At 57.8% G+C, this 24,151-nt stretch carries 21 protein-coding genes and 1 rRNA gene; 15 read left to right on the top strand and 7 right to left on the bottom strand.

What is annotated here, in order from left to right; translation table 11 throughout:
* Positions 1-350: ribosomal RNA gene (locus NT137_07345) — 23S ribosomal RNA — on the top strand; the annotation flags it as partial.
* A gap of 158 nt (positions 351-508) precedes the next feature.
* On the opposite strand, the gene NT137_07340 is transcribed toward NT137_07345, so the two are convergent.
* Entirely contained in the window at positions 509-907 is a 399-nt protein-coding gene (locus NT137_07340) for a DUF61 family protein (GenBank protein ID MCX6653145.1), read from the bottom strand.
* A gap of 184 nt (positions 908-1,091) precedes the next feature.
* On the opposite strand from NT137_07340, the gene nifB reads away from it, so the two are divergent.
* The 7 genes from nifB (at position 1,092) to NT137_07305 (ending at position 9,732) form a co-directional block, all read left to right on the top strand.
* Complete coding sequence (gene nifB, locus NT137_07335) at positions 1,092-2,372, top strand: nitrogenase cofactor biosynthesis protein NifB (protein MCX6653144.1); 1,281 nt, start codon at positions 1,092-1,094, stop codon at positions 2,370-2,372.
* 7 nt (positions 2,373-2,379) lie between these two features.
* Entirely contained in the window at positions 2,380-3,975 is a 1,596-nt protein-coding gene (locus NT137_07330; protein MCX6653143.1) for an acetolactate synthase large subunit, read from the top strand.
* Positions 3,976-4,053: 78 nt separating this feature from the next.
* Positions 4,054-6,756, top strand: coding sequence for an alanine--tRNA ligase (gene alaS, locus NT137_07325; protein ID MCX6653142.1), 2,703 nt, complete (start codon positions 4,054-4,056; stop codon positions 6,754-6,756).
* A gap of 235 nt (positions 6,757-6,991) precedes the next feature.
* Positions 6,992-7,735, top strand: a complete 744-nt coding sequence (locus NT137_07320; GenBank protein MCX6653141.1) for a 30S ribosomal protein S13 — start codon at positions 6,992-6,994, stop codon at positions 7,733-7,735.
* Positions 7,736-7,744: 9 nt separating this feature from the next.
* Positions 7,745-8,488 carry a 30S ribosomal protein S4 gene (locus NT137_07315; protein ID MCX6653140.1) on the top strand — a complete coding sequence of 248 codons (744 nt, stop codon included), beginning with the start codon at positions 7,745-7,747 and terminating at the stop codon, positions 8,486-8,488.
* A gap of 2 nt (positions 8,489-8,490) precedes the next feature.
* The gene (locus tag NT137_07310; GenBank protein MCX6653139.1) at positions 8,491-8,874 is read left to right on the top strand and encodes a 30S ribosomal protein S11; all 384 of its coding nucleotides are present in this window, start codon (positions 8,491-8,493) and stop codon (positions 8,872-8,874) included.
* 12 nt (positions 8,875-8,886) lie between these two features.
* Positions 8,887-9,732 carry a DNA-directed RNA polymerase subunit D gene (locus tag NT137_07305; protein ID MCX6653138.1) on the top strand — a complete coding sequence of 282 codons (846 nt, stop codon included), beginning with the start codon at positions 8,887-8,889 and terminating at the stop codon, positions 9,730-9,732.
* A 39-nt stretch (positions 9,733-9,771) separates the two neighbouring features.
* Here NT137_07305 and NT137_07300 read toward each other — a convergent pair whose 3' ends face one another.
* Both NT137_07300 and NT137_07295 read right to left on the bottom strand, forming a co-directional pair.
* Positions 9,772-13,083, bottom strand: coding sequence for a DNA polymerase II large subunit (locus NT137_07300; GenBank protein MCX6653137.1), 3,312 nt, complete (start codon positions 13,081-13,083; stop codon positions 9,772-9,774).
* A gap of 24 nt (positions 13,084-13,107) precedes the next feature.
* A complete protein-coding gene (locus NT137_07295) occupies positions 13,108-14,127 on the bottom strand; it encodes a 50S ribosome-binding GTPase (protein ID MCX6653136.1) in 1,020 nt (339 codons plus the stop codon).
* A gap of 48 nt (positions 14,128-14,175) precedes the next feature.
* On the opposite strand from NT137_07295, the gene NT137_07290 reads away from it, so the two are divergent.
* From NT137_07290 to NT137_07270, 5 genes are all read left to right on the top strand, one after another.
* Positions 14,176-14,907, top strand: a complete 732-nt coding sequence (locus tag NT137_07290; GenBank protein ID MCX6653135.1) for an NUDIX domain-containing protein — start codon at positions 14,176-14,178, stop codon at positions 14,905-14,907.
* Between the two features lie 60 nt (positions 14,908-14,967).
* The gene (locus NT137_07285) at positions 14,968-15,405 is read left to right on the top strand and encodes an Lrp/AsnC family transcriptional regulator (protein ID MCX6653134.1); all 438 of its coding nucleotides are present in this window, start codon (positions 14,968-14,970) and stop codon (positions 15,403-15,405) included.
* A gap of 68 nt (positions 15,406-15,473) precedes the next feature.
* Positions 15,474-16,805 (top strand): SLC13 family permease, encoded by a 1,332-nt coding sequence (locus NT137_07280; GenBank protein MCX6653133.1) that lies wholly within the window; start codon positions 15,474-15,476, stop codon positions 16,803-16,805.
* A gap of 138 nt (positions 16,806-16,943) precedes the next feature.
* Positions 16,944-17,420, top strand: a complete 477-nt coding sequence (locus tag NT137_07275) for an NfeD family protein (protein ID MCX6653132.1) — start codon at positions 16,944-16,946, stop codon at positions 17,418-17,420.
* Positions 17,421-17,438: 18 nt separating this feature from the next.
* The gene (locus NT137_07270) at positions 17,439-18,560 is read left to right on the top strand and encodes an SPFH domain-containing protein (protein MCX6653131.1); all 1,122 of its coding nucleotides are present in this window, start codon (positions 17,439-17,441) and stop codon (positions 18,558-18,560) included.
* A gap of 122 nt (positions 18,561-18,682) precedes the next feature.
* Here NT137_07270 and NT137_07265 read toward each other — a convergent pair whose 3' ends face one another.
* A complete protein-coding gene (locus NT137_07265; protein ID MCX6653130.1) occupies positions 18,683-19,306 on the bottom strand; it encodes an MEDS domain-containing protein in 624 nt (207 codons plus the stop codon).
* Positions 19,307-19,865: 559 nt separating this feature from the next.
* Here NT137_07265 and NT137_07260 point away from each other — a divergent pair.
* Positions 19,866-20,222, top strand: coding sequence for a thioredoxin family protein (locus tag NT137_07260; GenBank protein MCX6653129.1), 357 nt, complete (start codon positions 19,866-19,868; stop codon positions 20,220-20,222).
* A 522-nt stretch (positions 20,223-20,744) separates the two neighbouring features.
* Here the strand turns inward: NT137_07260 and NT137_07255 are convergent.
* On the bottom strand, positions 20,745-21,686 hold the full coding sequence (locus NT137_07255) for a hypothetical protein (GenBank protein ID MCX6653128.1): 942 nt from the start codon (positions 21,684-21,686) through the stop codon (positions 20,745-20,747).
* A gap of 266 nt (positions 21,687-21,952) precedes the next feature.
* Between NT137_07255 and NT137_07250 the strand changes: the two genes are divergently transcribed.
* Positions 21,953-22,504, top strand: a complete 552-nt coding sequence (locus NT137_07250; GenBank protein ID MCX6653127.1) for a tyrosine-type recombinase/integrase — start codon at positions 21,953-21,955, stop codon at positions 22,502-22,504.
* A gap of 61 nt (positions 22,505-22,565) precedes the next feature.
* Here the strand turns inward: NT137_07250 and NT137_07245 are convergent, their stop codons facing one another.
* The gene (locus NT137_07245; GenBank protein MCX6653126.1) at positions 22,566-23,645 is read right to left on the bottom strand and encodes a hypothetical protein; all 1,080 of its coding nucleotides are present in this window, start codon (positions 23,643-23,645) and stop codon (positions 22,566-22,568) included.
* 15 nt (positions 23,646-23,660) lie between these two features.
* Positions 23,661-23,834, bottom strand: a complete 174-nt coding sequence (locus NT137_07240; protein MCX6653125.1) for a ribbon-helix-helix domain-containing protein — start codon at positions 23,832-23,834, stop codon at positions 23,661-23,663.
* Positions 23,835-24,151 lie beyond the last annotated feature (317 nt).

The raw sequence follows: 24,151 nt of genomic DNA, 5'->3' as shown, positions 1-24,151 counted from the left end.
CCAAGGGTGGGGTTGTTCGCCCATTAAAAGGGATCGTGAGCTGGGTTTAGACCGTCGTGAGACAGGTTTGTTGCTTTTTGGTGGAAGTGTCTAGATGCCTGACGAGAAGGATCCTTTAGTACGAGAGGAACGGGGATCCGCAGCCACTAGTTTATCAATTGTCTGGTAAGGCATTGTTGAGCAGCCACGCTGCAGTGGATAAGAGCTGAAAGCATCTAAGCTCGAAGCCACCTTGAAAAAGAGGCATCGCAACGCTCGTAGATGACGAGTTTGATAGGACCGGGGTGTAAGCACCGAGGTTTTCCGAGGTGTTCAGCCTGTCGGTTACTAAAGTTGTACTTGCCGTTGGACTTCGGCTTCGCAATACCGGTTAACGCCGCAAGGCTTAACCGTCATACAGGTTGCGTGTGTCCCTCTCTTCCTTCCAATCAATTCTTTCCATTTCTGCAATGTCCAGATTGCGTGAGCGTCAGCTTTGATGCTTGCTTCTCGATTCGATCTTCACCCCTCAGGGCAGGAACATGACCGTGGTGGAGGTCGGCAACCTTCGCCGGACGTCGTTGAGGTGAGGATAGTAGAAGCGCATCCTCTCCTCTGTGTCTGGCTCAATTCCCAGAATTCGGGACATGACCTTGACCTCTAGCTTACCTTCCACTTTCCATGCCCCAGTCTCATATCCAGTGTCGCTCATGAGCAAGATGGGAAGGCGGAATCGTGAACGCTCACTCGGCTCCAACAGGGAAGCGATGAACTCCAGCTCTTTTCTGTCTAATCGATATCGATGGCCATCCTTGCCTTCGTAGGACGGCTCCGCTTCCTGCAGCAACTCCGCCAAAGAACGCCTCTGCACGGGAAGATGCCGGTTCATAATGACCAAGAAGCGCTGCAGCGTGTTCTCATCGAACATCCGTCATCGATTTCTCGCTCCGCCTACTTCAAGGTGCCGAGTGAAGCGCCGCGATGACCTGGCATTGAGACTGCCATCTAGTCGTCCAACCCAGCGACGTTAACATCGATGGAAGCGAAGGTTATTAGCTAATGGGCTTAATTACAAAGGCCGTTCAGCTGGCATCGGAGAGAGGTAGGCAAAGATGAGCGAAGAGGTCGACCCGGAGCTGCAGAAGCTCCTTGACACCCATCCCTGTTACAACGAGAAGGCCTGCTCTCAGTTCGCCCGTATGCATCTTCCAGTGGCGCCGGCGTGCAACATTCAGTGCAACTACTGCAATCGCAAGTACGACTGTACGAACGAGTCCAGGCCCGGGGTGACGAGCGAAGTGCTCACCCCCGAGCAGGCCGTGGCCAAAATCCGCTATGTGAAAGAGAAGGTGCCCTACCTGAGCGTCATCGGGATCGCCGGTCCGGGAGATCCGCTGGCCAATGAGGCGGCCTTCCGCACCTTGGAGCTGGTTGGCAAGGAATTCCCAGAGATGACCCTCTGCCTGAGCACCAACGGCCTGAACCTGCCTCAGAACGTGCAGCGGCTCAAGCAGCTGGGAGTGAAGTTCGTTACAGTCACCATCAATGCGATCGATCCTGATGTGGCGGCGAAGATGTACTCCTTCGTGGTCTATGAGGGCAAGGTGTTGCGGGGAGTGGAAGCGGGCCGGAGACTAATCCAGAACCAGCTGGAAGGCGTTCGTTTGGCAGCTGAAGCGGGCATGCTTGTCAAAGTGAACACCGTCATGGTGCCGGAGGTGAACGCCGCTCACATTTATGAGGTGGCCAAGAGGGTCAAGGAGCTCGGCGCCTACATCATCAACATCATGCCCCTGATACCTGTCCCGGGTACCAATTTCGCCAACATGCGCGCTCCGACCCCTCGGGAAAGGAAGGAATTGCAGGATATCTGCGAGCCGAAGATCAAGCAGATGCGTCACTGCCGCCAGTGCCGGGCGGATGCCATCGGGCTGCTAGGCGAGGACCGCTCTGCCGAGTTCGCACAGTTCACTTGTGCTGCTGAAGAAGCTCCATCTGGGGAGCCTATCACCATCGAGATGGAGGGCAAGACCCGACACAAGGTGGCCGTGGCGAGCAGCGACGGTCGGAACGTGGACCTAGGATTCGGACAGACCGAATCGTTCTATTCCTTCTTGGTGGAGGCGGGCAACCTCATCCAATTGGGGATGATCGAGGTGGAAGCGAAGATGGACACGCCCATGATGGGTTCTGCCCACCGAGAGAAGCTGGAGGGAATGGCGGCCGCTCTCGAAGGACACGATGCCATCGTGGCCACGGAGTTCGGCGAGAGGGCGGTGAAAGCCCTCAAGGACCGGGGAATGGCAGCATACCAGATCACCGGAGATGTGGAGAAGGCGGTGCTTGAATCGGTCGACCGGCTCTACAAGAAAAGGGCGGAAACGTTCGAGTGAGGAGAACATGCGTGGTGCGGACCTGCTGGTCAAATGCCTGGAAGCGGAGGGCGTGCAGCGCATCTTCGGCATACCAGGCGAAGAGAACCTGGACGTGATGGATGCCCTCCTGGACTCGGAGATCCAGTTCACCCTCACCAAGCACGAGAACTCGGCGGCCTTCATGGCCAACACCTGTGCCAGATTGACTGGCGATCCTCACGTCTGTCTTTCCACCCTGGGACCGGGAGCCACGAACATGGTCACGGGTGTGGCCGACGCTTACCTCAGCTACCTACCACTGATCGTTCTCACTGGCCAGGTGGGAGCGGAGCGAGCGTATCATCCGCAGAAACAGTACATCGACCTGGTCCAGATGTTCAAGCCCGTCACGAAGGACAGTTTCAGCGTGCGCACTCCCTCTCGCATCCCGGTGCAGATCCGTCGAGCTTTCGACCTGGCTTCGACCGAGAAACCCGGGCCGGTGCATGTAGAACTGCCCGAGGACCTGATGAAGGGCAAGACCGAGGGCACGCCGATAAGAAAACCACAGACGCATCACCTGCGCTGCGAGCCGAATCTGGTGCATCAAGCGCGGGATGTGCTGCTTCGGTCAAGGAGGCCTTTGGTCTTCGCGGGTCCGGGGACGATCCGCGCAGGCGCCTGCAAGCAGCTCCGGGACCTGGTGCGCGCATGGCAGATACCGGTGGTGCACACCTGGTACGGCGCGGGCATCGTGCCATACGACGACCCATTGTCCCTGAACACCGTAGGACTGAGGACGAGGGACCTGGTGCAAGGTGCGTTCGAGATCGCGGACACCATCCTCCTGATCGGTTATGACCTGCCTGAGTTCGCGCCGGTGTTCTGGAACGTGGGCGAGAAGAAGACCGTGGTGGTCATCGATGCCGTTAAGGCCGAGACCGTTCCCAACTTCGCGCCGGACATGCAGGTGGTGGGGGACATTGGCAGCATACTCCAGCGCCTGGCTTCGGACCCGAAGCCGAGGGAGAACTGGATCGGGTCGTATAGGGAGGACCTCCAGAGATGCGTGGACGACTGCCCGACGGACGGCACGCCCGTCAAGCCGCAGCTGGTGGTAAGGGCCATCAGGAATGCCCTAGGCAGGGAGGATATCTGCGTGAGCGATGTCGGTGCACATCTGATCTGGCTCGCGAAGCGCTATCCGGTATACAAGGAGAACACCCTCCTCTTATCGAATGGGCTCATCCCGATGGGGGTGGGGGTGCCCTCCGCCATCGCGGCCAAGCTCGTGCATCCGGGGAAGAAGGTGGTGGCCGCCTGCGGAGATGGAGGGTTCATGATGACCGCCACCGAACTGGAGACGGCGCAACGACTGGGGGCTAGGTTCGTCACCATCGTCTTCAACGACCGAGACCTGGGCTTGATCCGTCTCAAACATGAGAAGGCCTACGGTCGGGCATACGACACTAGCTTCGGCAACCCTGACTTCATCCGCTTCGCCGAGTCCTTTGGAGCCAAGGGATATCGGACCGAGACCGGTGCGGAGCTGGAGGAAGTGCTGCGTCACGCTCTGGACGCGGATGAGCTAGCGGTAATAGATGTTCCCGTCGACTATAGCGAGAACAAGGACCTGCTATAGAGTGGACCGAAGACTCATCCAGATTGCTCAATATCATCCGAGAAAGGTTCAAATAAGAACCGCCTTATTGTCGCCTTCATGAACCCAGCCGAGTTCCAGCTCGCTTTCTTCCTCGACAACCACTTCGCGCGCAAGAAGTGCCCGAAGTGCGGACGTCATTTCTGGTCCCTTGGAGAATGGGACAGCTGTGGCGAGCCGCCTTGCGAGGAGTACACGTTCATCGGCAACTCGCCCATGAAGAAAAGCCTCTCGCTGCACCAGATGCGTGAGGAGTACCTCTCCTTCTTCGAATCGCACGATCACAAGCGGGTTAACCGCTATCCCATCATCGCGCGCTGGAGGGATGATGTCTTCTTCACCCAGGCCTCGATCTACGATTTCCAGCCTTGGGTTCTGAACGAGGTCATCGAGCCTCCGGGGAATCCCCTCACCATCTCCCAGACCTGCGTCCGGTTCAATGACATAGATAACGTGGGCAAGACTGGGCGGCACTTCACGTTCTTCGAGATGTGCGCTCACCATGTCTTCAACAAGAAGGGCAAGGAGATCTACTTCAAGGACGGCACGGTCAGGCTCTGTCACGATCTCTTCACTGTGCGTCTGGGCGTGGATCCAAAGCGCTTGCGTTACGTCGAGGAATGGTGGGAAGGCGGCGGGAACGCCGGCCCTTGCCTGGAAGTGATCATCGATGGCGCCGAGGTGGCCACCCTCGTCTTCATGATGTACAACACTGGTCCGCAGGGCAACCAGCCCATGAACATGACGGTCGTGGACACTGGCTACGGCTTGGAAAGAATGACTTGGGTATCTCAAGGGACTTCCTCCGCCTATGAGGCCGTCTTCGGTTCCGTGCTCGAGGAGCTGAAGAAGATGGCGGACGTGAGCACTGACTCCCGCGTCCTCGAGGAGTACAGCAAGGTGGCGGGCATGACCAGTGCCAAGACCGCTTCCGACGTGCGCAACATTCGAGAGCGGACGGCCGCCAGGATGGGCATCACCTACGATGAGCTGATGAAGATAGTTAGCCCCCTGGAGGACATCTATGTGATCTGCGATCACTCCAGGGCTCTGGCCCTTCTGCTGAACGACGGGGTCGTGCCCTCCAACGTCCGCGAAGGATACTTCGCTCGTATGCTGGTAAGGCGTACCCTGCGTTCGATCCGCTCCCTCGGCCTGAAGGTGAAGCTGGCAGAGGTGGTGGGGATGCAGGTGGACTTCTTCGCCCCCATCTTCCCGGAGCTCGCTGGCAACAGGGATGACATCCTCCGATTGGTCCAGGTAGAGGAGGATCGCTACCATGAGACCATCGCCCGGGGAAAGCAACTGGTAGATAGAATCGTCAAGGACCTGAAGAAGGGCGAGAGCATCTCCAAAGAGAAGCTCATCGAGCTCTATGACTCCCATGGCCTCAATCCGGAGCTGGTCAAGGAGTTCTCTCCGGTGCCGGTGGAGATTCCGGACGACTTCTACAAGCAGGTGGCTGCCAAGCACGAGAAGCCCGAGCAAGAGGAAGAGGGGAAGAAAGAGAACTATCCTGAGCAACTCCCCCCCACCAGACCCCTGTACTACGAGGACGTCGACATGCTCCAGTTCGAGGGCAAGGTGCAAGATGTCCTCAAGGGAGGGATCCTCCTGGACCAGACGGCCTTCTATCCCGAAGGCGGAGGGCAGGAGTGGGACGAGGGCACATTGGATGGGCATCCAGTGAGGAAGGTCATCAAAGTGAATTCCTCCGTCTTGCACTTCATCGAGGGCCCCCTGCCGAAGAAGGGGCAGGTGATGAAGGGCTCGATCGATAAGGAGCGCCGCGTTCGCTTGATGCGGCATCACACCAGCGCCCACATCATTAATGGCGTCGCCCGGGGCATCCTAGGCAATCACGTCTGGCAAGCGGGCGCGCACAAATCGGAGGTGGAGGGGAGACTGGACATCACCCACTACGAGAACTTGACCCAGGCGCAGCGCGATCATCTGGAGCGCGAGGTCAACCGCATCGTCCTGGATGATCTCAAGGTCAAGATCCAGTTCATGCAGCGGGACGAGGCGGAACGTCTGCACGGCTACCGCCTCTATCAGGGCGGGGCGGTTCCAGGCAAGGTCATCCGGGTGGTGGAGATAATGGGCTTGGACGCGGAGGCCTGCGGTGGATTGCACTGCAAATCCACGGGTTTCGTGGGGGCGATCCGCATCCGCCGCACCAAGCGCATACAGGATGGCATCGTGCGGGTGGAGTATTCATCGGGCATGGCCGCCGTGGAGGACATGCAACGGGACAAGGATGTCATGGAGGACCTGACCGAGAAGCTGAACGCCTCTCCGGACAAAGTGCTCGAGGCCACAGACAAGCTCCAGGCGGAGGTGCGGGAGCTGATGAAGAAGGTCGGTTCCCTGCAGGCCCTGCACAACGAGGAAGTGGCGCGCGCTTTGCTGGAGAAAGCCAAATGCGTAGGTGAGGTGAGGATAGTCGTCCACCAGGCCCAACCCGGGGAGGATGCGGAGACCATATCCAAGATCATAACCGAGAGCCCGAACACCCTGGTGATCATAGGGGTAGCGGAAGAGATAGGGGTAGCGGAAGAGAACGCCAAGATGCTCGTCTCACGAAGCCTGGACGTGGATGTCGATTGCCGGTCCCTCCTCAAAGAGATCATGAAGCTGCTGGGCGGTGGGGGCGGAGGCAAGAAGGAGTATGCCCAAGGCGGAGGCGGGGACGTGAGCAAGCTGCCGGAGGCACTGGACAAGGCGTCAGAGATGGCCAAGAGGGCGCTGAAGGGACATTGAATCTCCGAGCGGACAGTCTGGCAGATGGTCATTCGTCGTCATCCGGCGACACCCGGAAAGGGTGTCAATGAGGCCCATGCCCGCGCTGTCCTCTGCGAAGTGTCTGGATGACCCCCTGAGAAGCACCCTGGGACGGGGAAACACTTAAATACAGTCTTGCGTGTAGGGGAGACGCCCCGAAAGAGTATATAACCTATACCTTTCACATTGACTCAATTCGACCGGAGGAACTATCTTGGCCGAAGAAGCCGCACCTAAGAAAGAAGAGAAGAAGGGTGAACACCCCAAGGACGAGTCCAAGAAAGAGAAGAAGGGAGAGCACAAGAAGGACGAGTCCAAGAAAGAGAAGAAGGTGGAGCCCAAGAAGGATGCAGTCAAGCACGATGAGAACTTCAAGTACATCGTCCGCCTGGTCAACACCGACGTGGACGGCAACAAGCCCACTGTCATCGGGCTCCAGAACGTCAAGGGTGTCGGCAGCCGCGTGGCTGAGATCATCGTCAACCGCGCTGGCGTGAACCGCATGGCGAAGGTGGGCGATCTCTCTGATGAGAAGGTCGAGGAGCTGGAGAAGCTCATCACCAGCTACACCGACTACGCTCCGGCCTGGGCGATGAACCGCCAGCTGGACCTGGAGACGGGCGAGGACATGCACATCGTCGGCGTTGATCTGGACATCAGGCGCAAGGACGATATCAATCTCATGAAAATGATCCGTTGTTACAAAGGCGTTCGCCACGAAGAAGGACAGAAGGTCCGTGGCCAGCGCACCCGGTCCAACGGCAGGACCGGCTTGACCCTGGGCGTCATGCGCCAGAGGCTACAGCAGCAAGGGGCCGCGGCCGCCGCTGGCGGCGAGGCCGCCAAGCCAGCAGAGGAGAAGCCAGCAGCCGCTGGAGCCGCGCCTGCCGCGAAGACGGCGGCACCTGCAGCCAAAGCAGCCGCCCCGGCGGCCAAGCCGGCAGAGGGCAAGAAGTAAGGTGTTCACATGGGAGACCCTAAATTTCCTCGGAAATCCTACGATACGCCGTCCCATCCCTGGGAAGGCGAACGCATAAAGGAAGAGCATGCCCTGTGCCGACAGTACGGCCTGAAGAACAAGAGGGAGCTGTGGAAGGCCAAGTCCATCCTCCGAAGCTTCCGAAAGCAGTCCCGAGACCTCCAGGCCCGATTGCGCACTGGCGAGGAACAGGCCAGGATCGAGGCCCAGAACCTTCTGAAGTGCTGCGCCCGCATGGGCCTGCTGCCCATGGGGAGCGCCACACTGGACGACGTACTCACTTTGGACACGGAGACGCTCCTGAACCGCCGCCTGCAGACCGTGGTCTACAGGAAGGGTCTGGCAGCCTCCCCCAAACAGGCGCGCCAGTTGATCTTCCACGGACATGTTGCCCTCAGCGGCCGCAAGGTCACCATCCCCGGCATGCTGGTGGAGAGGGGACAGGAAGAGTACATCTCATACAACGGCTCCTCGCCCTATGCCAGTGACTTGCACCCCCTGCGGGTGGACATGCCGAAGGTGGTAGAGGCGCGGACCAGAAGGATTGCCCGCGATGCCCGCCGCGAGAAGGAAATGGAAGGCAGGGACCGCCGCGGTGGCAAGGGAAGGGGAATGCCCCGCAGGGCGACCCGCGAAGTGGTCAAGGCGAAAGAGATCCCTGACAAGGATGGGGGAGCTTCCGCATCCATTGACGCCGTCGTTCCCGCCGAGCCTAAGGCTAAGGAGGAGTGAACATGGGAAAATGGGGAATCGCACACGTTTTCGCGAGCTACAACAACATCATCATCACGCTGACGGACATCACCGGAGCGGAGACCATCACCAAGGCCACCGGCGGCATGGTGGTGAAACAGGCCAAGGATGAATCATCGCCCTACGCGGCCATGCGGGCAGCGGAGAAGGTGGCGGAGATCGCCAAGGAAAAGGGCATAGATGGTATCCATGTCAAGGTCCGCGCACCGGGCGGGAACAAGTCGACATCGCCCGGCCCAGGCGCCCAGGCGGCCATTCGCGCGCTCGCCCGCGCTGGTATGAAGATCGGTAGGATCGAAGACGTGACTCCAATCCCCCACGACGGCACCAAGAAGAAGGGTGGCCGGAGGGGCAGAAGGGTGTAGAGGTTGCGGTAGATGGACATCAAGATCCTGGAAATGACGGACACCAAGGCGAGATTCGTTATTTCCAACGCCACCCCGGAGATCGCCAACTCCCTACGACGCTGTCTGATCGCCGAAGTACCCAAGATGGCCATCGAGACGGTGGAGTTCCACCTGGGTCAGATCCAGGGAGGAGCGGAGGACGACAACGAGGAGTACGAGAGCGTTTCGTGTCTATTCGATGAGATAGTCGCTCATCGTCTGAGCCTGGTCCCCATTCCCTCTGACCCGGAGCTGTATGTGTTCAAGAAGGATTGCGCCTGCGGCGGTGAGGGTTGTCCGAAGTGCACCATCATGTACTCCGTCAACAAGAAGGGACCGTGCGACGTATACTCTGGGGACCTGGAGCCACTGGGCGATCCCTCGCTCAAGGTCAAGGACGAGCTTATCCCCATCGTGCGCCTGGGTCCGCGGCAGGCCATCCTGGCCTATGCCTTCGCCGAGCTGGGCATTGGCAAACAGCATGCCAAGTTCCAGGTGACGAGCGGGGTGGGATACAAGTATGCCCCGAAGGTCAAGATCGATGCCTCCAAATGCGACGGTGGTGCGACGTGCATAGACGTCTGCCCACGCAAGTGCTTTGGCAAGGTGGGCAACAAGGTGGCTGTGGTCAACGAGGCGGCCTGCACGCTCTGCAAGGCCTGCGTCAAGGAGTGCAAGACCAAGGCCATAACCGTCGAGGGTGACAAGACCAAGTTCGTGTTCACCTTCGAGACCGACGGCTCGCTCACCGCCTCGCAGACCCTGGAGCAGGCGCTCAGCATCCTGGAGAAGAAATTCGACGATTTCCGCGAGCTCGTCTCCTCGCTAGAGACCTGATCTCAAAACCCCTTACTATATCGATATCCTTCTCTCTGGTCACATGAAGTCGGAGAGCTTGCACTTCTTTACTCTGTCATTCTCGAATAGGGAATTGATCGATTGCTCGATGAGCTCGATCCTCTGGCGAGTGTAGTTGTTGATGGCGAACTTCTCACTGATCTCCTTCGTCATCTCCAGGTACTTCTTCACGCTGCTCTCGTGCACCGTCAACGTGAGGTTGTTGCCGCAATAGCATTTTCCGGAGAGGGGTATCCGGCGATACTTGGAGTTGCACTTGGTGCAGCGCAGCTTCTGCCCGCTGAAGCTCTTGAGATTGCCTATCATGTCCGGCAGCAGATGTCTCGTGACCACCCGATAGACCACGTCCACCTCGTCCACGGCCCGGATCTTGTGCGCTAGGACCAGCTGTGCCTCAAGTTTCTCTTGCATGGTCTCCAACAGCTTATAGGTCGAGTTCCGGGGTCCTTCCCCGATATCCCTGGTGTCATGAGTGAAGCCGAAGCCTTCGTACTGCAGCACCGAACCGAGCCTCCCCCCTATCAGGTCCATCTGCTCCTGCACCTCCTTGGGAGGCTTGTATTCCATGGTGGCCCTATAGAACTCCAGCGGATACTCCCGGAGCACGTCAATGTTGTGAGCCTCCTTGTCGATCTCGTTCGGGTCCAACCTAGTGGTGAGGACCAGCGGCGCGTCCATCAGGCCGCCTCGGCGGTCGGGCAAGAAGGAACGGGAGAAATTGATCAGGCCGTCCAGTAAGAGGATGGCCGAGTCCTCATCGCCATCAGCGTTGCGCCTCTTGGCGGCGTGGAAGAAAGGATGCCCGTAGCCGGCGTTGGTGTTGGTGAATCCGATCAGACGGCATAGCACGCCCCCGGAGGTGTGCGGAGCAAGCCCGATAGCCAGGTGACCGATGAGCTCGCTCCTTTCGTTCGCGTTGTAGAAGGCAGAAAGACCGTAGAACTTGACCAGCAGGTCGTCGATGAAATGCGCCACCTTGATCAGATAGTCGCCGCATGACGCGGAGGGGATGTAGTCCTGGACCATCAGCTCACACAACTGATCCTCCGACACCAGCTCCGCGCCTTCGTGGTCTTTCTCGTAGCCCAGGGCGCGAGCCCTCTCTACGCTCAAACCTATCTCTCCAGGGCGGAAGTGGGTCACAGGCACATCGGTCATGTCGAAGCGGATGGTGCCGTCCTTGAACACGAACACCCCGTGCTTGGCGCGGAGGATGCCTTTCTCCATCGGCTCTGGGGTCTTGTTGTGAGAGATCATGCCCTGCACGCCTTTGATGGCCGGCACCTCGGTCATGCCCAGATTGCACATGGCCTGCTCGATGATGGCGTTGATGTCGATGATCTGCTGCGCCGGGGCGTCGGTTGGAAGGGTATGGGATCCGCACTCGCAACGGCAGAGGAAGGTGGTCTTGCCGCAGATGGGACAGGAACGGACGCCCACTTGAGCTTGCACTTCCTCATCCTCCATGGCCTCGCTCACTAGGCGTTGGGCTCCACCGCTCTGACCGAGAGGGAACAATACATGGGGTGGAGGTTTCATGCGTCGTTCCTTGGCCTTCTCCGGCCTGGCCATTCTTGCCCCTATGCGAGTGACGGCCTTGGCCCGGATGGTGACCCCGGCGGCGTTGGAAACGGCCTCTAGGCTTGTGCTTCCCTTCAGCTCTGAGGCTGGTTCCAAATGTCCATCTTTCGGTCGCAGGCCCAGGCCTAGCAGCAGGGGGTCCGCGAAGTGAGAAAGGACGATGCGCCCTTCGCGCACGGAATGCAATGCCCCCAGGTCTTCCAAGGTGCGCTTCGCCACCGGGTCCAAAGGAACCCGCAGCTCACCTTCCTTGTACTCTCCGGTGGCGGCCACTCGCTCGCGCAGCGCCTGGAGGGACTCCAGCGGCACGTCGCTCCAGAACAGGTTGAAATCGGGATGCAACGGTACCCCATATCGTCGGCAAAGCTCCAGAGCCACTTCGAGCTTGGGCGGGGACCTCCATCCCGGCGGCAGTTCTCCCGCGGCCTTCCTCAGCTCAGCGCGATAGAAGTCCAGGCAGAAACCCGCAGGCACCAGGACGTGATTGTTCTCCACGAACTCACCAAACGGGATGAGGATCTCGCCCAGGTCCACGATCTCGATCACTTGCTCTTTCACCTGCAGGAACTGCTCCACGGTGTTCGTCTGCACCAGGTCCCCGTTCCTTAGGAGCAGCATCGGCCCTTCGATGCTGTCGCAGGGCGTGACCGCTCCGGCCTTGCCAGGGCGTTCGATCTTGATCTGCGTGCCCACGGCCAGGAACTCGTCCACCGCGTACATGGTGGCTGGATTGAGCGCGATCGCCGCCAGGCCAGTGGTGCGACCTCTCCCGTACCGCAGCCTCGGTCCGCCGATCTTCGAGGGATGCCCAAGGACCGGCCTGCCGACGATGAGGTCCTTGAGGTACTTCGCATCCGGCTTGACCTTCATGGCCTCGCTCTCAGAGACATCCTTCTTCTTCAAGGCCAGATATTCCGAGATGAAGCCCCAACCATCAATGCCCAGCCTCTTCACGTGCTTTTCCAGCTTGTTCGCCTTCTGGCACAGCCCTTCCGCGATGACCAGGCAGGCCCCACCCCGCACCTTGTTGGTCTCTACCCGCGGCAGATCTCGGTAACCAGAGATCTCCACGTCCTCGGTTCCCTCGCCGTCCACGCACACCGGGCAGTTCTTCACTATGAGCTCGATCTCCTGGTTGCTGGGGGTGTACTGCAGGTGTTGCGCCTGCTTGTAGAGCGGGATCTCCTCTTTGAAGCGCTGCACCTCGCCATGGGTGGGGGCGTAGCGACCGATGCCGTGCTCTCTCCGCACCACGTCCCCGATGAGCACGGCCATGGCCTGCCCAGTGCCGCCGGCGCTCCGTATCGGTCCCGCGAAGGAAATGACTAGGTAGTTAGTACCGTCCGAGTTGCGACCGAGCCGGATGCCTGCGATGCCTTCCAGGGGGGCCACAAGTATTCCTTCGGTGAGCACTGCCAGGCCTACTCTCACCGCTCTGTCGATGGCCTCCTCCTTGGTCTTGGCCGGCCGATTGGCCACTTCCTTGGCGATGAGCAGGGAGACCTCTTCCCGGTTGTGCTCCCGGCTCAACTCTCTAATTCGTACCGCCACGCCCTCCACGTTCCAGGCGGAGAGCAGCTTCTCCACTCGGGATGCCAGGTCTTCTGCCTGTGGGATCTCCACAAATGTCTCGGGATCCATCCCTCGAGCTCTCGCCCTCCGGGCCACGGCGTAGCAGCGGTCCGCCTCTTTGGAAAGGCCTAAGAAGTAGGAACGCACCCTATCGCTGCACGCCAGATCCTGCGGCATCCGATCCCCTTGCTGCCCAATGCCCTACGGCCTAGATAACCTTTCCAGATCCTGTCCAGAATTGAGCATCGGGCGGAGCAGCTCCACCAACTTCGATCGCAGCTCCTCAACACCCTCCCCGGTGAGGGCGGAGATGGTCGGCCTGCCAGATACTGTCCGTATGAGGTCGGCCTTGTTCTCCACCTCGATCAACGGTATTCCGGGGAAGTTGGCTTTGACGGAATCCAGCAATGCCAGTTGTTTCTCGAGCGAGTATCCGCTGGTCTCCGACGGATCGATGACGAACACCATGACGTCCGCAAGATACTTGAGGGCCAGGATGGCCTGCCTCTCGATCTCGTTCCTCTCCTCGAACTCCCGGTCCAGCAATCCCGGCGTGTCCACCACCTGGTATCTCTGGTAGCGAACGGTGAAGTGCCCGATCGCGATGCCTTTGGTAGTGAACGGATAAGGTGCTATCCGGGGCTTGGCCGAGGAAAGCTTCTCCACCAGCTGGCTCTTGCCCACGTTCGGGAACCCCGCGATGACCACCGTAGGAAGCTCCATCTCGATCACCGGCACCCTCTTGAGCTCGTCGCGTGCCCGAGATACGAAAGCTAGGTCGCTATCGATCTGTTTGAGGAGGGAGGATGCTCGGCCGTAGAACTCCTTTCGCACCCTCTCGACCTCGTTCAAGCGGATCGCTCCCTTGGCCTTGCGAATATATTCCTGGCGCAGCTTGGATACCCTCTGTGAGCACCAGGAGAGCGCCCCCAAGGACTTCTTGAGCTGGTCGGTGCCCACCAGCAGATCGATGAGCTCCATGGCGAACTCCTCTCGCTTGGCCATGGAGGGGAAGGCCTTGACGTACTTCAGCAGGACGGTGGAAATGATATCCCCGGCGGCGGTGATGCGCGCCACGGTGGTGCGCTGCCTCACCTGCATCAGGTCTTTTCCTTCCTTCTCGATCTTGGTCAGCCTTTTGAACGCCTTGTCGAGTATCTCGTCGGCGCTCATGATGGTGGGTATCTTCTTGCTTTGCGAGGCCACGGCGCGCCTAGGCACGAGGCAAGTATTAAGCTATGCTTTGGCCTGCTTGAAGGGGGTGCGGCATTGCCCTACGAAGTGGAATGCGGTCTTCTCTTCCGCAGGAATGGCAAATTGGTGCTGACTGATGCGAGAGGGCGGCTTCTCCGCGCCATCGAGGAAGAGGGCTCTTTGCCCAAAGCGGCTTCTTCGGTGGGCATCTCTATTGAGCGCGCGAAGGCCATGGTGAGGGACATCGAGTTGTCCACCGGATTGCGCGTAATCTCAAACGTTCGGGGTCATGAGAGGAGCGACGGCCACATGCTCACCTCCGCTGGCAGAGAGCTTTTGCTTGAGTACGAGGCTCACCAGCAAGCCTTCGAGGCGCAGGTGGCCCACCGCTTCCGCAACCCGGTGCTAGCGGTGGACGGGATTCTGGTCGTGAAAGGCAGCATACTCCTGGTCAGGCGGGGAAACCCACCTTTCAAAGGCGAGTACGCCCTCCCCGGGGGATTCGTGGAGTACGGGGAGCTGGTGGAAGCAGCCGTGCGCCGAGAGCTGCTTGAGGAGACCGGTCTCGAGACCTCTGTCCACCACTTGCTTGGCATCTATTCGTCTCCGGACCGGGACCCACGAGGGCATACGGTCTCCGTCGTCCACGTCATGCGGAGGAAAGGAGGGAAGCTTCGGTCAGGTGACGACGCATCGGATGCGGGTTTCTTCCCCTTGGACAAGTTGCCTCCGCTAGCGTTCGACCACTTCAAGATCGTCCAGGACTACGTGGAAGAAGAGGCCAAGGCAAGTCGGCGAGATGGCTGACGGCAGCTCGAAGGGTGCCGAGAACAATTAATAACCCTCGGCGGCATTGGAAGTGCGAACATGCCCGACGACCTGGATAGGAAGATCCTGCGCATGCTGCAGAAGGATGCGAAGCTGACCTACGAGCAGATAGGGGAGGCTCTGGAACGTTCGACCTCTACCATCCGCGACCGTATCAAGAGGATGGAGGAGGACCGAATCATCCTCGGCTACTCGGCCATCGTTGATGCGACGCGCCTGGGAATCAAGGCAGATGCTTTCGTCTCGGCGGACATCGACCAATCTCAATCTGGACGCGCGGTAACAGAGCTGATGACGTTGAAGAACGTCTCCGAGATTCTCCATCTCACGGGGGAGAGGAGAGTGCTCATTCGCGTGCGGGCAGCGTCGAACCAGGAGCTGATGGAGATCATCGACCGGAAGATCCGCCCTCTAGGCTTCTCGAACATCGAGATCACCATGGTCTTGGACACCGTGCTCAGATACCCAGGCATATGATTTCGCCTTTCGGCCTGGCGGGTGGGGCGTGATAGCTCTTTAAGCCCGCGACCTGATTCCGGCCCCAGATGCAGTCGGTCATGCTCTTAGCCCTGGTCGTGTTCGTGGCCACCTATGTGCTCATCTCCATCCGGCGTTTCAGGTGGTTCAACATCGAACGACCGACGGTGGCCATGCTGGGAGCGGCATTGATGATCCTCCTGGGCGTCGTGACCCCCGAGCAGGCCTTGGGAGCGATCGACCTGAACATCCTGGCGCTCCTCCTGGGCATGATGTTGCTGGTGGCCTCCCTGGAGCTGTGCGGCTTCTTCTCCTGGGTGTCCTTGCGCATCATCAGCATCTCCAAGAACCAATTCCAGTTCCTCATTCTGATCATGGTCTCCACCGCCGTTCTCTCGGCCCTCATCCTCAATGACACGGTGGTGCTCCTCTTCACCCCCATCGTCATCCGGTCGTGCCGGCTGATCAAAGCGAATCCGATTCCGTTCCTGGTGGCCGAGGCAATATCGGCCAACATCGGCAGCGTGGCCACCGAGGTGGGAAACCCGCAGAACGCCTACATCGCCACCCAATCGGGCATTCCCTTCGTGGAGTTCTCTCTGAAACTCATCCCCGTCACCGCCATCTGCCTCATCGTCGCCATCGTCCTCATCTGGTTCGCCTTCCGCCGGGACCTGATGACCAAGACCGATGTGCCCGCGGGACCTCACCCCAATGGCCGCTGGACCATTCTGCGCAATGAGATCAGCACACCCATCGACTGCGATGCTGCAAGCAGCCAGGTGGAGTTCAAGGGCATGGATCGAACGGTCTACCTGGTCCTAGCGGCGGTGGTGCTGGTGTTCCTGGGATTCGTGATCTCGCCCCAGATCCACATCCCCCTCTCGCTGGTGGCCTTCATGGGCGGTGCGATGGTACTCTTCGCCCTGCCCCTCGTGAACCGAAAGGTGACGGCCAAGAAGATATTGGGCGGAGTGGATTGGACCCTCCTCTTATTCTTCGTCGGGCTGTTCGTGGTGCTCAAGGGCGTGGACGTCTCCGGCTTGATGTCGGAGATGGTGAAGGCCTTCGAGCTCACGGGGGCGGGCCTGACGAGTATCGCTGGGCTGAGTTCCTTCTGCGCCATACTCTCCAACCTTATCAGCAACGTGCCCGCGGTCATGCTGCTCTCCCCTCTGGTGGCGGGCCAAGGCAGTGATACCCTGTGGCTGGCCCTGGCCACCAGTAGCACCCTCGCGGGAAACGCGACCATCCTTGGAGCGGCGGCGAACGTCATCGTGGCGGAGACCGGGGAGAGAATGGGCGTGGAAATATCCTTCCGCCAGTTCGTGAAAGCCGGGCTGCCGATCACCTTGGTCACGCTTTTCATCTCCGTCCTTCTGCTGCAGCTATGGTCCTAATACTCATGGATGGAACTATAACCATAGGAGCGGCGGAGATGCCCGAGGGCGGCTCTGACAAGGTCGTTCTTCTACAATCGTCCAAGAAATGCCTCCGCCGAGGAATAGTCCCAAATACTAAGATTCGCATGCGAAAAGATGATGACCGAACTGGCCACGGAGCTTTCACTCGCTTTCATAGTGATAGGGGTGCTCATGCTGCTCGCCGAGGCGGGGGCACCGGGCAACTTCCTTCTCGTCCCAGCAACGGTGCTGCTATTCCTAGGCGCGCTTGGCATGATCTTTCCTGACTTCCTCATGTCCTGGTGGGCCCCACTGGCAGCGGTGATCATTTTGTTCCCAATGACATATCTCACGATCAAGTTCTATCAGAAGCTCGCTCCCCCGGCTCCGCCGGAAACGCGGGTGGCCACGTCCCTTGTTGGCATGAAAGGCGTCGTCACTTACGAGGTGAGCCCGGATAACCTCAAGGGCAAGGTGCGCATCGAGCACGACACCTGGAGCGCCACCGCGAACTGCGTGATCTCGGAAGGCACGCAGGTAGTGGTGAAGGGGAGCGAGGGAGTGCACGTGGTGGTGGAGGAGGTGCGCGGGGGCGGCAATCCCTCGTGCTAGAACTGGAGATGAAGAAACATGGCGGACTTCGACGTGACCATAATCGCCCTGCTGATCCTGGCGGTCATCGCCGCTTTGGTCATCATGGCCAATGGAATACGCATTGTGAGGCCGTACGAGCAGGCAGTGTACATGCGCCTTGGCCGCTTCGTGCGGATTCTGGACCAGGGTTTCAACTATGTGACCCCACTCATCAGCGAGGTGGTCAAGCTCGACCTGAGGACGGTGGTGCTGGATGTGCCCCGTCAGGAGGTCATCACTAAGGACAACTCGCCAACGAACGTGGACGCTATCATCTATATCAAGGTCATAGATCCCAGCAAGGCGTATTTTCAGGTGCAGAACTACCGCGCTGCCACCGTGTATCTGGCCCAGACCACGCTCCGTTCCATCATCGGTGATATGGAGCTGGACGAGATCCTCTCCAATCGGGAGAAGATCAATGTCCACCTGCGCGACGTTCTGGACGAAGCCACCGACAAATGGGGCGTGAAGGTTGAGGCCGTCGAGATCAGAGAGGTGGATCCTGCCCCCAAGGTCAAACAGGCCATGGAGGAACAGACCTCGGCGGAAAGGATGAGGCGAGCGGCCATATTGCAGGCGGACGGTTCGAAGAAGGCAGCCATCTTGAATGCGGAAGGCGAGAAGCGCGCTCGGATACTGCAGGCCGAAGGCCTGAGACAGGCCAAGATCCTGGAGGCCGAGGGCGAGAGGTTGGCCATCATCCTCAATTCTCAGGGTGAAGCCCAGAAGCTCCGAATACTCTCGGTCGGGGCAAGCACGCTCGACGCAAAAGCGCTCACGGTCCTTTCTCTGGATACGATGAAATCCATTGGAAACGGAGCATCTACCAAGTGGATCCTGCCCTTCGAGGTCACGAAGCTAATGGACGGGGTGTCTGAGTATCTAGGTGCTGGAAGGCAGGTCCCTGAAAGGGAGATCTCGAAAGTGGAGGAGGTGGAGCGGGTCGTAGGCAAGGCCGAGGACATACTCGGCCCCATCCCCCGTCCGGAGGAGCTACGCCAGGATCTTAAGTATTTGGAAGAGGCCATGGAAAAAGAGAAAGAGGAGATGGAGCGGATCGCCGACATCTCCAAGATGGGCCGACCGGGGAAGGGCGAAGCGGCCAAGGGCCAGTAGACTTCGCCCCCCCCCTCCTTTTATTCTTGCCCGATTCGTTTCGGCCTTCTTCCCCGCCCGATCCACGAATCCCCTGAGGACATGCATATTGTGTTTGACCAGACCGCTCTTGGAAATCGGACCTAGAAATGTTCCCTGCCGGCGGCCTCATCCTTCTGAAGGACGGTCCCCGCCAGATCCATATGCCTGGGGATGAGCCAGAAGCTGCGTTGGACCATTCCGTCAGTCAGGCTGAGGGCGTGGAGCGAGCTGACCATATCAAGCTGCTCCGATGAGAACAATGACCCCTCATACTGGCAGAGGATGGTGACAGGGGTATGGAATCTCAACAGGTTGATGGACATCTCCACATGCATGTATGCGTTGAAATCTTCAGGCCTCTTCGCCAGCCAGGACATGTCAAACACGGCGATAATGCTTCGATAGCCATCGCCCACGGCGTCGTCCAGGCGAGCTTTCAGCACATCCAATGCGAACGCCGGATCGAACTTCTCCTTCGGGCACAAGGTCCGACCAGCTCGAACGGTCTGGATAGGGTCTCCAGTACCCTGAGCCCCTACAGACGACCTCTTGATCAGGCTTGAGCGCATCTTCTCAGAGTCGGTGAACAAGAGCACCTTCTCCTTCTCGCGGACGCATGCTGCGACGTCCTGCACGGCCGATAGCTTGTCGGCTTTGGAGTGGCATACCTGAATCACATGGTCGCCGCGCTTGACATCGCTCGTCCATTTCTTCGTCCTGCTCACAACCTTCCCGGGATTAGGTACGGTCTAGACAGCCGCTCGTATTTGTTCTTTTTCGCTAGCTATCATGTTCTTGACCACGAACTGATCAGTCACTGGATGCGTTCAGGTTGTCTCAAACCCCTGTGCTGACGGTCCGTTTCTGGCTCGGTGGAGGATGAGTTCTCAAGTGCGATCCTCATCTTCGTACCCTTCCGGCCCTCATAGCATTTCTTGCCTCACCGTCGAAGCGAGCTGCATGATGACGAGCTTCTTTCCCTTTCTCCAGTCACCCCTCACCCGGCTTTTCATTGAATTCATTCCATGAAGGTCCTCGATTATCATCCCCCATCGGTCATTGTCTTGCGGGAAAGAGAACCTTAGGCCACTCGACCCAAGGCCCTGGAGAGGCTAATACTGGCCGCCCCAAGAAGGAATGGCCATACGATCGGGGTCTATGTCACAAAACGGTTTCTTCGTGCTAGCCCCATGCACAAAAGGAAGGGTTCTTAAGGCCTCATCGAAAAAGGAGGTTCGTGAATGACGATTCCCATCGAACCGCTGGAGAAGGAGAATCGACATCATGATGAGCCCCAAGGACGAAGCGCGCTGGCCAGAACATCCATTGGACCTGAGCGAGGATGAGTTGGACATCTTCGTAAAGAGATACGATCTAGCGGTGGTGGAGTGCTGGGTCCCTTGGTCCGAGCACTGCAAAAGGATGCACGGGATCGTTGAGAATCTTTCGAAAGATATGCAGGGCAAAGTGGCATTCGGGAAGGTCGACGCTCGGCTCCACCACCACGTACCGGTGAGATTCGGCGTCAAGGCAACGCCGACGTTCCTATTGTTCAACCATGGCCGCCTGGTCGGTCGGGTCTTGGGGGAGATGTCGAAAGAGGAGCTTGCGGAGACCATCGACCGCAACATCCAGGGCTGAAGTCGGCGGTGGTCACCGGCTGGAGACAAGATAACGGCCGCGAGATGGCGGATGGCTATCGTTCAATTGCCCCTCTTCCCCTCCAACCCAAAATGGGGCACTTTTCAGAAATCCAGAAGGATGGTGGACGGATCGGGATTTCCGTTCAAGGAATCGACTGGCAGGCCTCGGAAGATTTCCATTCTCAGGAAATGGCATCTCCTTGCTGAGGATATGAGAGATAGATGAAACGCCTTACTTTCTTCTTTTTCATAGTGGAGTAGAGGGAGTCTTGGTATTGCTGGCTAGTGGTGTTTTCAACTCCACTATGTTGATTGTGGAGATAGTGGAGTTGCGGCGTCCAGACACTAGGTCTCAAATCCACCAAGGGTATGTGGACTACTCGTCAAGCGCTCAAAGGGACTGAATCAACGTTCCTTGGTGGAGCTTGTCCATTCGGTTGCAGGTCGGGTGAGTCTTCTCTTCTTGCGTTCGTAGGGTCGAATCGTCTTCATGATTCGGTCAAGATTCGACCGCGAATTCTCAAACCCTGGATGATTCTCTAGCACTCCTCTCTTCTCCTGAATCTTCACCATCCTCGTCTCCCCTCCATGGTTGATTGAATGAATGGCTCCCGCTCTCAATTACTTTCGAGATTCTGCCTGACGAAACACGGTTGTCGAGTCTTATATAGAGTTCGTTTATCTTTTTCCAAAGAGGACAATCAATGTCCACTACGTCAACCTTCAATCCGCACTTCATCGCGTCATTGGCGTAGATTGCCCTCCCGTGATCCTTGGCCTTTTCCGGTTGGATGAAATGCCCAATCCTCTTCTCGATTCTCGACGGGGCGCATCTGGACATCATCCCAGTTCTCAAGGCTTTGATGGCGATGTCCTTTGAAAGGCCCAGTGCGAATCTGAATTCTTCGATTTCTCTTGAATCGTAGTTCTGGAGTTGTTGTATGTATGGTTCGAGATTCCCCTTCGTCTTGACGGCTTTGGCAAAGAGTTCCTCGTAACTCTTTACTATATTATAAACGGAGAACACCTTGCCTTCCTTTGGATAGGCAATTTGGGGGTCAATCGGACCGAGTTCGGAGGTCTTACTCATTACAATCTTGGAAGCCCCTAGTGCGATCATTGTAGCGGCGGACTTCGCTTTCGCGGGCACAATGACGACGTATTCTCCCGTCTTGCTGTGGGCTCTGCATATGTTGATTACTCTCTCTGCGGCCAAACCATCTCCGCCGGGAGAGTTGATTAACAAGGTAAAACCTCTTGTCATATCTGTCTTATGCAGAACGGTCTCCAGCATATCCGCGTCTCCATCTTGGATCATAACTGGATAGACGAAACTCGTGAAGAATGACACGACGGGCATCTCAAGCTCCTTTTCCAAATCATCATAGAGCTGGACTCTAGTCTCATGGCCCTGAAACTTTTCTTCCAGGATGTTGTGGTAGATTGTTTTTTCTTTGGGCATTCGATAATCCCCTTCTAAAACATAACTAGTCGCATCACGAAATAAAACACTTCCCACTCCCATATCGAATTATCGCTACTCATGATGGATTCCGAGTCTCATCCAACACCCATTGGGATAACGGTAGCGATATTGCATGTTCATGCAACGTTCCAGTCCAAATTGTTGCATTTCATCTTCCCTCCGATCTCTGGCTTAAGTACCCTCGCGTGCCTAGTGTTGCATAATGCAACCTTTGAAGTACTGTTAGTTGCATTTCCTCCCCGATGGGATCCCGAGACGACGCCCTCGACGAAGAGCAATACGAGCAGCTGCTCGGTGCTGCCGACCCGAACCGCCCGGAGGAGCTCCTGATCCTGCTGCTCGCCGGCGACCTGGGCATGAGGGAGGGGGAGATCGCGCATATGCAGAGGTCCTGGCTCAACTTCCAGAAGGGGCACATCATCATCCCCTCGAGCGACAGGGAGGGATGGACCCCGAAGACCAAATGGGGGGCGAGGACCATCCCTGCGCTGAAGATGTCCCGGAAGGCGTGGGATGCTGTCAGAGCCTACTTCACCGCTTACGAGCGGCTCGGAATCCACCGGATCACCGTCTACCGGATCGTGCAGCGCGTGGCCGAAAGGTCCGGGCTCGAGGCCCGCGTCTATCCGCACTCGCTCCGGGCGACGGCAGCCACGAGGCTGGCGTACAAGGTCAAGAACCCCCAGGTCCTCTGCGACCTCTTCGGCTGGGGTCAGCTGAAAATCGCACAGTATTACATCCGGAGGGCGGGTGGGCTAGCCGAAGAGGAACTCGAGCGGGTGCTCGGACCGTAATCATTCCTCTGTGGATTGTCTTCACTTCGACAACCAAGTTGATTTGACAGCGAAATCGGGTTCAGCGATGCTGCGGGTCTGTCGACTTCCTCTGCTTAAGCTTTATCTGGTCCAGGTAGGTTATCCAGCTATACTTCTGTTTCAGGATCTCAACCCCTCCGCCCACTGCACTCACCGCGGCTGTCGTCGCGATAAAAGGATTCGGCAATCCACCAGGCATGAAATCGATAAGTGACATCGGCGCGCTCACCATCCCAAGCAGTATTGTCCACCTCTGCATCTTCGGGAATGCTTCAAGAACAAGTTTCCTCCCTTCCTGGAGTTGACTCCTCAGCTCATGGGGGACTGTCGCACTGTGCCCGGTTTTAGATACTTTTTTCCGGCATTGAGCCATCGTCCTCCTGATGACATCTCTGAGTTGCTTGACCTCTGGTCTGTCCCGAGTCTCAAGGGCTTCGGTTACCAACTCCATGCTCGCTAATTCAATTTTTTTTCCACAGAGTTCGGGCTTTGGACATACCAAACATCTCTTGTACAGCGCTTCCTCAGGGACCATTGGCACTGATGGAATCAGGGCGTCGAACGCATTAACCTCGATAAAGCCATTCCCCCCTGCTGACCTTCTCGAAGTCCGCTCTAGGTATTGAAGTTGCCAGTCATCAAATAGCACTCCCGCGTCCAGTTTTTCCCCTGTCATAAGAGCTCCATATATTGCCCTCATTCTGGGTCTGCAGACTTCAATGCCCCCACAAACAACACCCATGTCAAGGATTGCTCCATCATTCTCACCTTTTTCGAGGTATCTCGGTAAAATATTTTCGTCTTGTTCCATAAGGCGCTCAATCAAATCCTGTTCCATGGTGGATCTTTTTTGGACATCATCGCTCAATGGCTTTATCAATTGCAGTTTCTTTAATTCATCTATGGCTCTCTCGATTGCTTCTGATATGTGACGGTTCTCAATCATTGGGTTAACGGGTGTCTCGAACTCTTGCCTGGGAACATAAATCCTGTCTGCCCATAGTATCACATGCGACCTTTTCAGCAACCATTGAAGCGGCATCTCAGTGCATACCTCGCTCGATTTGCCAACCTCACTCATTGATAAGCCAGGTATCAACAAATCAATGCTATTCTTCATACCATTCCTCGTTCGCTATTTCTTCTTGCGTTCCAGATACTCCAGGTAGTACCTAATCGCTGAGAGAGTGAAGTCCGACCTGGACCTGAACTCGCCGGCCTCGACCTTCGCGTCGACCAAGTCGGAGATCTCCTCCGGGACCTGGGTGCCAATCACCGGTGGCTTGCGCTTATGCTGGGTGGCTGTCATCGGCTCCGGAGACGGCGCCGGCGTCGCGTTCCTTCCAAAGAGGCGTCCCATCACGACACCATTCTCGACTACCGGCTTAAATCTGCTTGAACCTTCGACGTGTTGCCAGGGGAAGAGGAACGGCTTGTGATTGCATTGACGTGGGAGTGAGCTCCTTCACGACGTCGATCGAGCCCTCGACATTCCCCGGGGAATACAGCTCGCAGTCACCGGAAGCCTTCGCACCTCGAGGTCGCATCTGGCTAGTGTCTGCGGCGGCCTTGCGAGACGATATTCGGCTTCCCTATAGAGAGAGATAAGAGAGATCACCAATCAAC

The sequence above is a fragment of the Methanomassiliicoccales archaeon genome (assembly GCA_026394375.1).
GTDB lineage: Archaea > Thermoplasmatota > Thermoplasmata > Methanomassiliicoccales > UBA472 > JAJRAL01.
This window is presented reverse-complemented; position numbering and strand designations above follow the sequence as displayed.

Bases quoted from the DNA above. Each gene is read 5' to 3' on its own strand.
- NT137_07340 (MCX6653145.1), bottom strand. From the start codon at position 907: ATGTTCGATGAGAACACGCTGCAGCGCTTCTTGGTCATTATGAACCGG.
- nifB (MCX6653144.1), top strand. From the start codon at position 1,092: ATGAGCGAAGAGGTCGACCCGGAGCTGCAGAAGCTCCTTGACACCCAT.
- NT137_07330 (MCX6653143.1), top strand. From the start codon at position 2,380: ATGCGTGGTGCGGACCTGCTGGTCAAATGCCTGGAAGCGGAGGGCGTG.
- alaS (MCX6653142.1), top strand. From the start codon at position 4,054: ATGAACCCAGCCGAGTTCCAGCTCGCTTTCTTCCTCGACAACCACTTC.
- NT137_07315 (MCX6653140.1), top strand. From the start codon at position 7,745: ATGGGAGACCCTAAATTTCCTCGGAAATCCTACGATACGCCGTCCCAT.
- NT137_07310 (MCX6653139.1), top strand. From the start codon at position 8,491: ATGGGAAAATGGGGAATCGCACACGTTTTCGCGAGCTACAACAACATC.
- NT137_07305 (MCX6653138.1), top strand. From the start codon at position 8,887: ATGGACATCAAGATCCTGGAAATGACGGACACCAAGGCGAGATTCGTT.
- NT137_07300 (MCX6653137.1), bottom strand. From the start codon at position 13,083: ATGCCGCAGGATCTGGCGTGCAGCGATAGGGTGCGTTCCTACTTCTTA.
- NT137_07285 (MCX6653134.1), top strand. From the start codon at position 14,968: ATGCCCGACGACCTGGATAGGAAGATCCTGCGCATGCTGCAGAAGGAT.
- NT137_07280 (MCX6653133.1), top strand. From the start codon at position 15,474: ATGCAGTCGGTCATGCTCTTAGCCCTGGTCGTGTTCGTGGCCACCTAT.
- NT137_07275 (MCX6653132.1), top strand. From the start codon at position 16,944: ATGATGACCGAACTGGCCACGGAGCTTTCACTCGCTTTCATAGTGATA.
- NT137_07270 (MCX6653131.1), top strand. From the start codon at position 17,439: ATGGCGGACTTCGACGTGACCATAATCGCCCTGCTGATCCTGGCGGTC.
- NT137_07260 (MCX6653129.1), top strand. From the start codon at position 19,866: ATGATGAGCCCCAAGGACGAAGCGCGCTGGCCAGAACATCCATTGGAC.
- NT137_07255 (MCX6653128.1), bottom strand. From the start codon at position 21,686: ATGCCCAAAGAAAAAACAATCTACCACAACATCCTGGAAGAAAAGTTT.
- NT137_07250 (MCX6653127.1), top strand. From the start codon at position 21,953: ATGGGATCCCGAGACGACGCCCTCGACGAAGAGCAATACGAGCAGCTG.
- NT137_07245 (MCX6653126.1), bottom strand. From the start codon at position 23,645: ATGAAGAATAGCATTGATTTGTTGATACCTGGCTTATCAATGAGTGAG.
- NT137_07240 (MCX6653125.1), bottom strand. From the start codon at position 23,834: ATGACAGCCACCCAGCATAAGCGCAAGCCACCGGTGATTGGCACCCAG.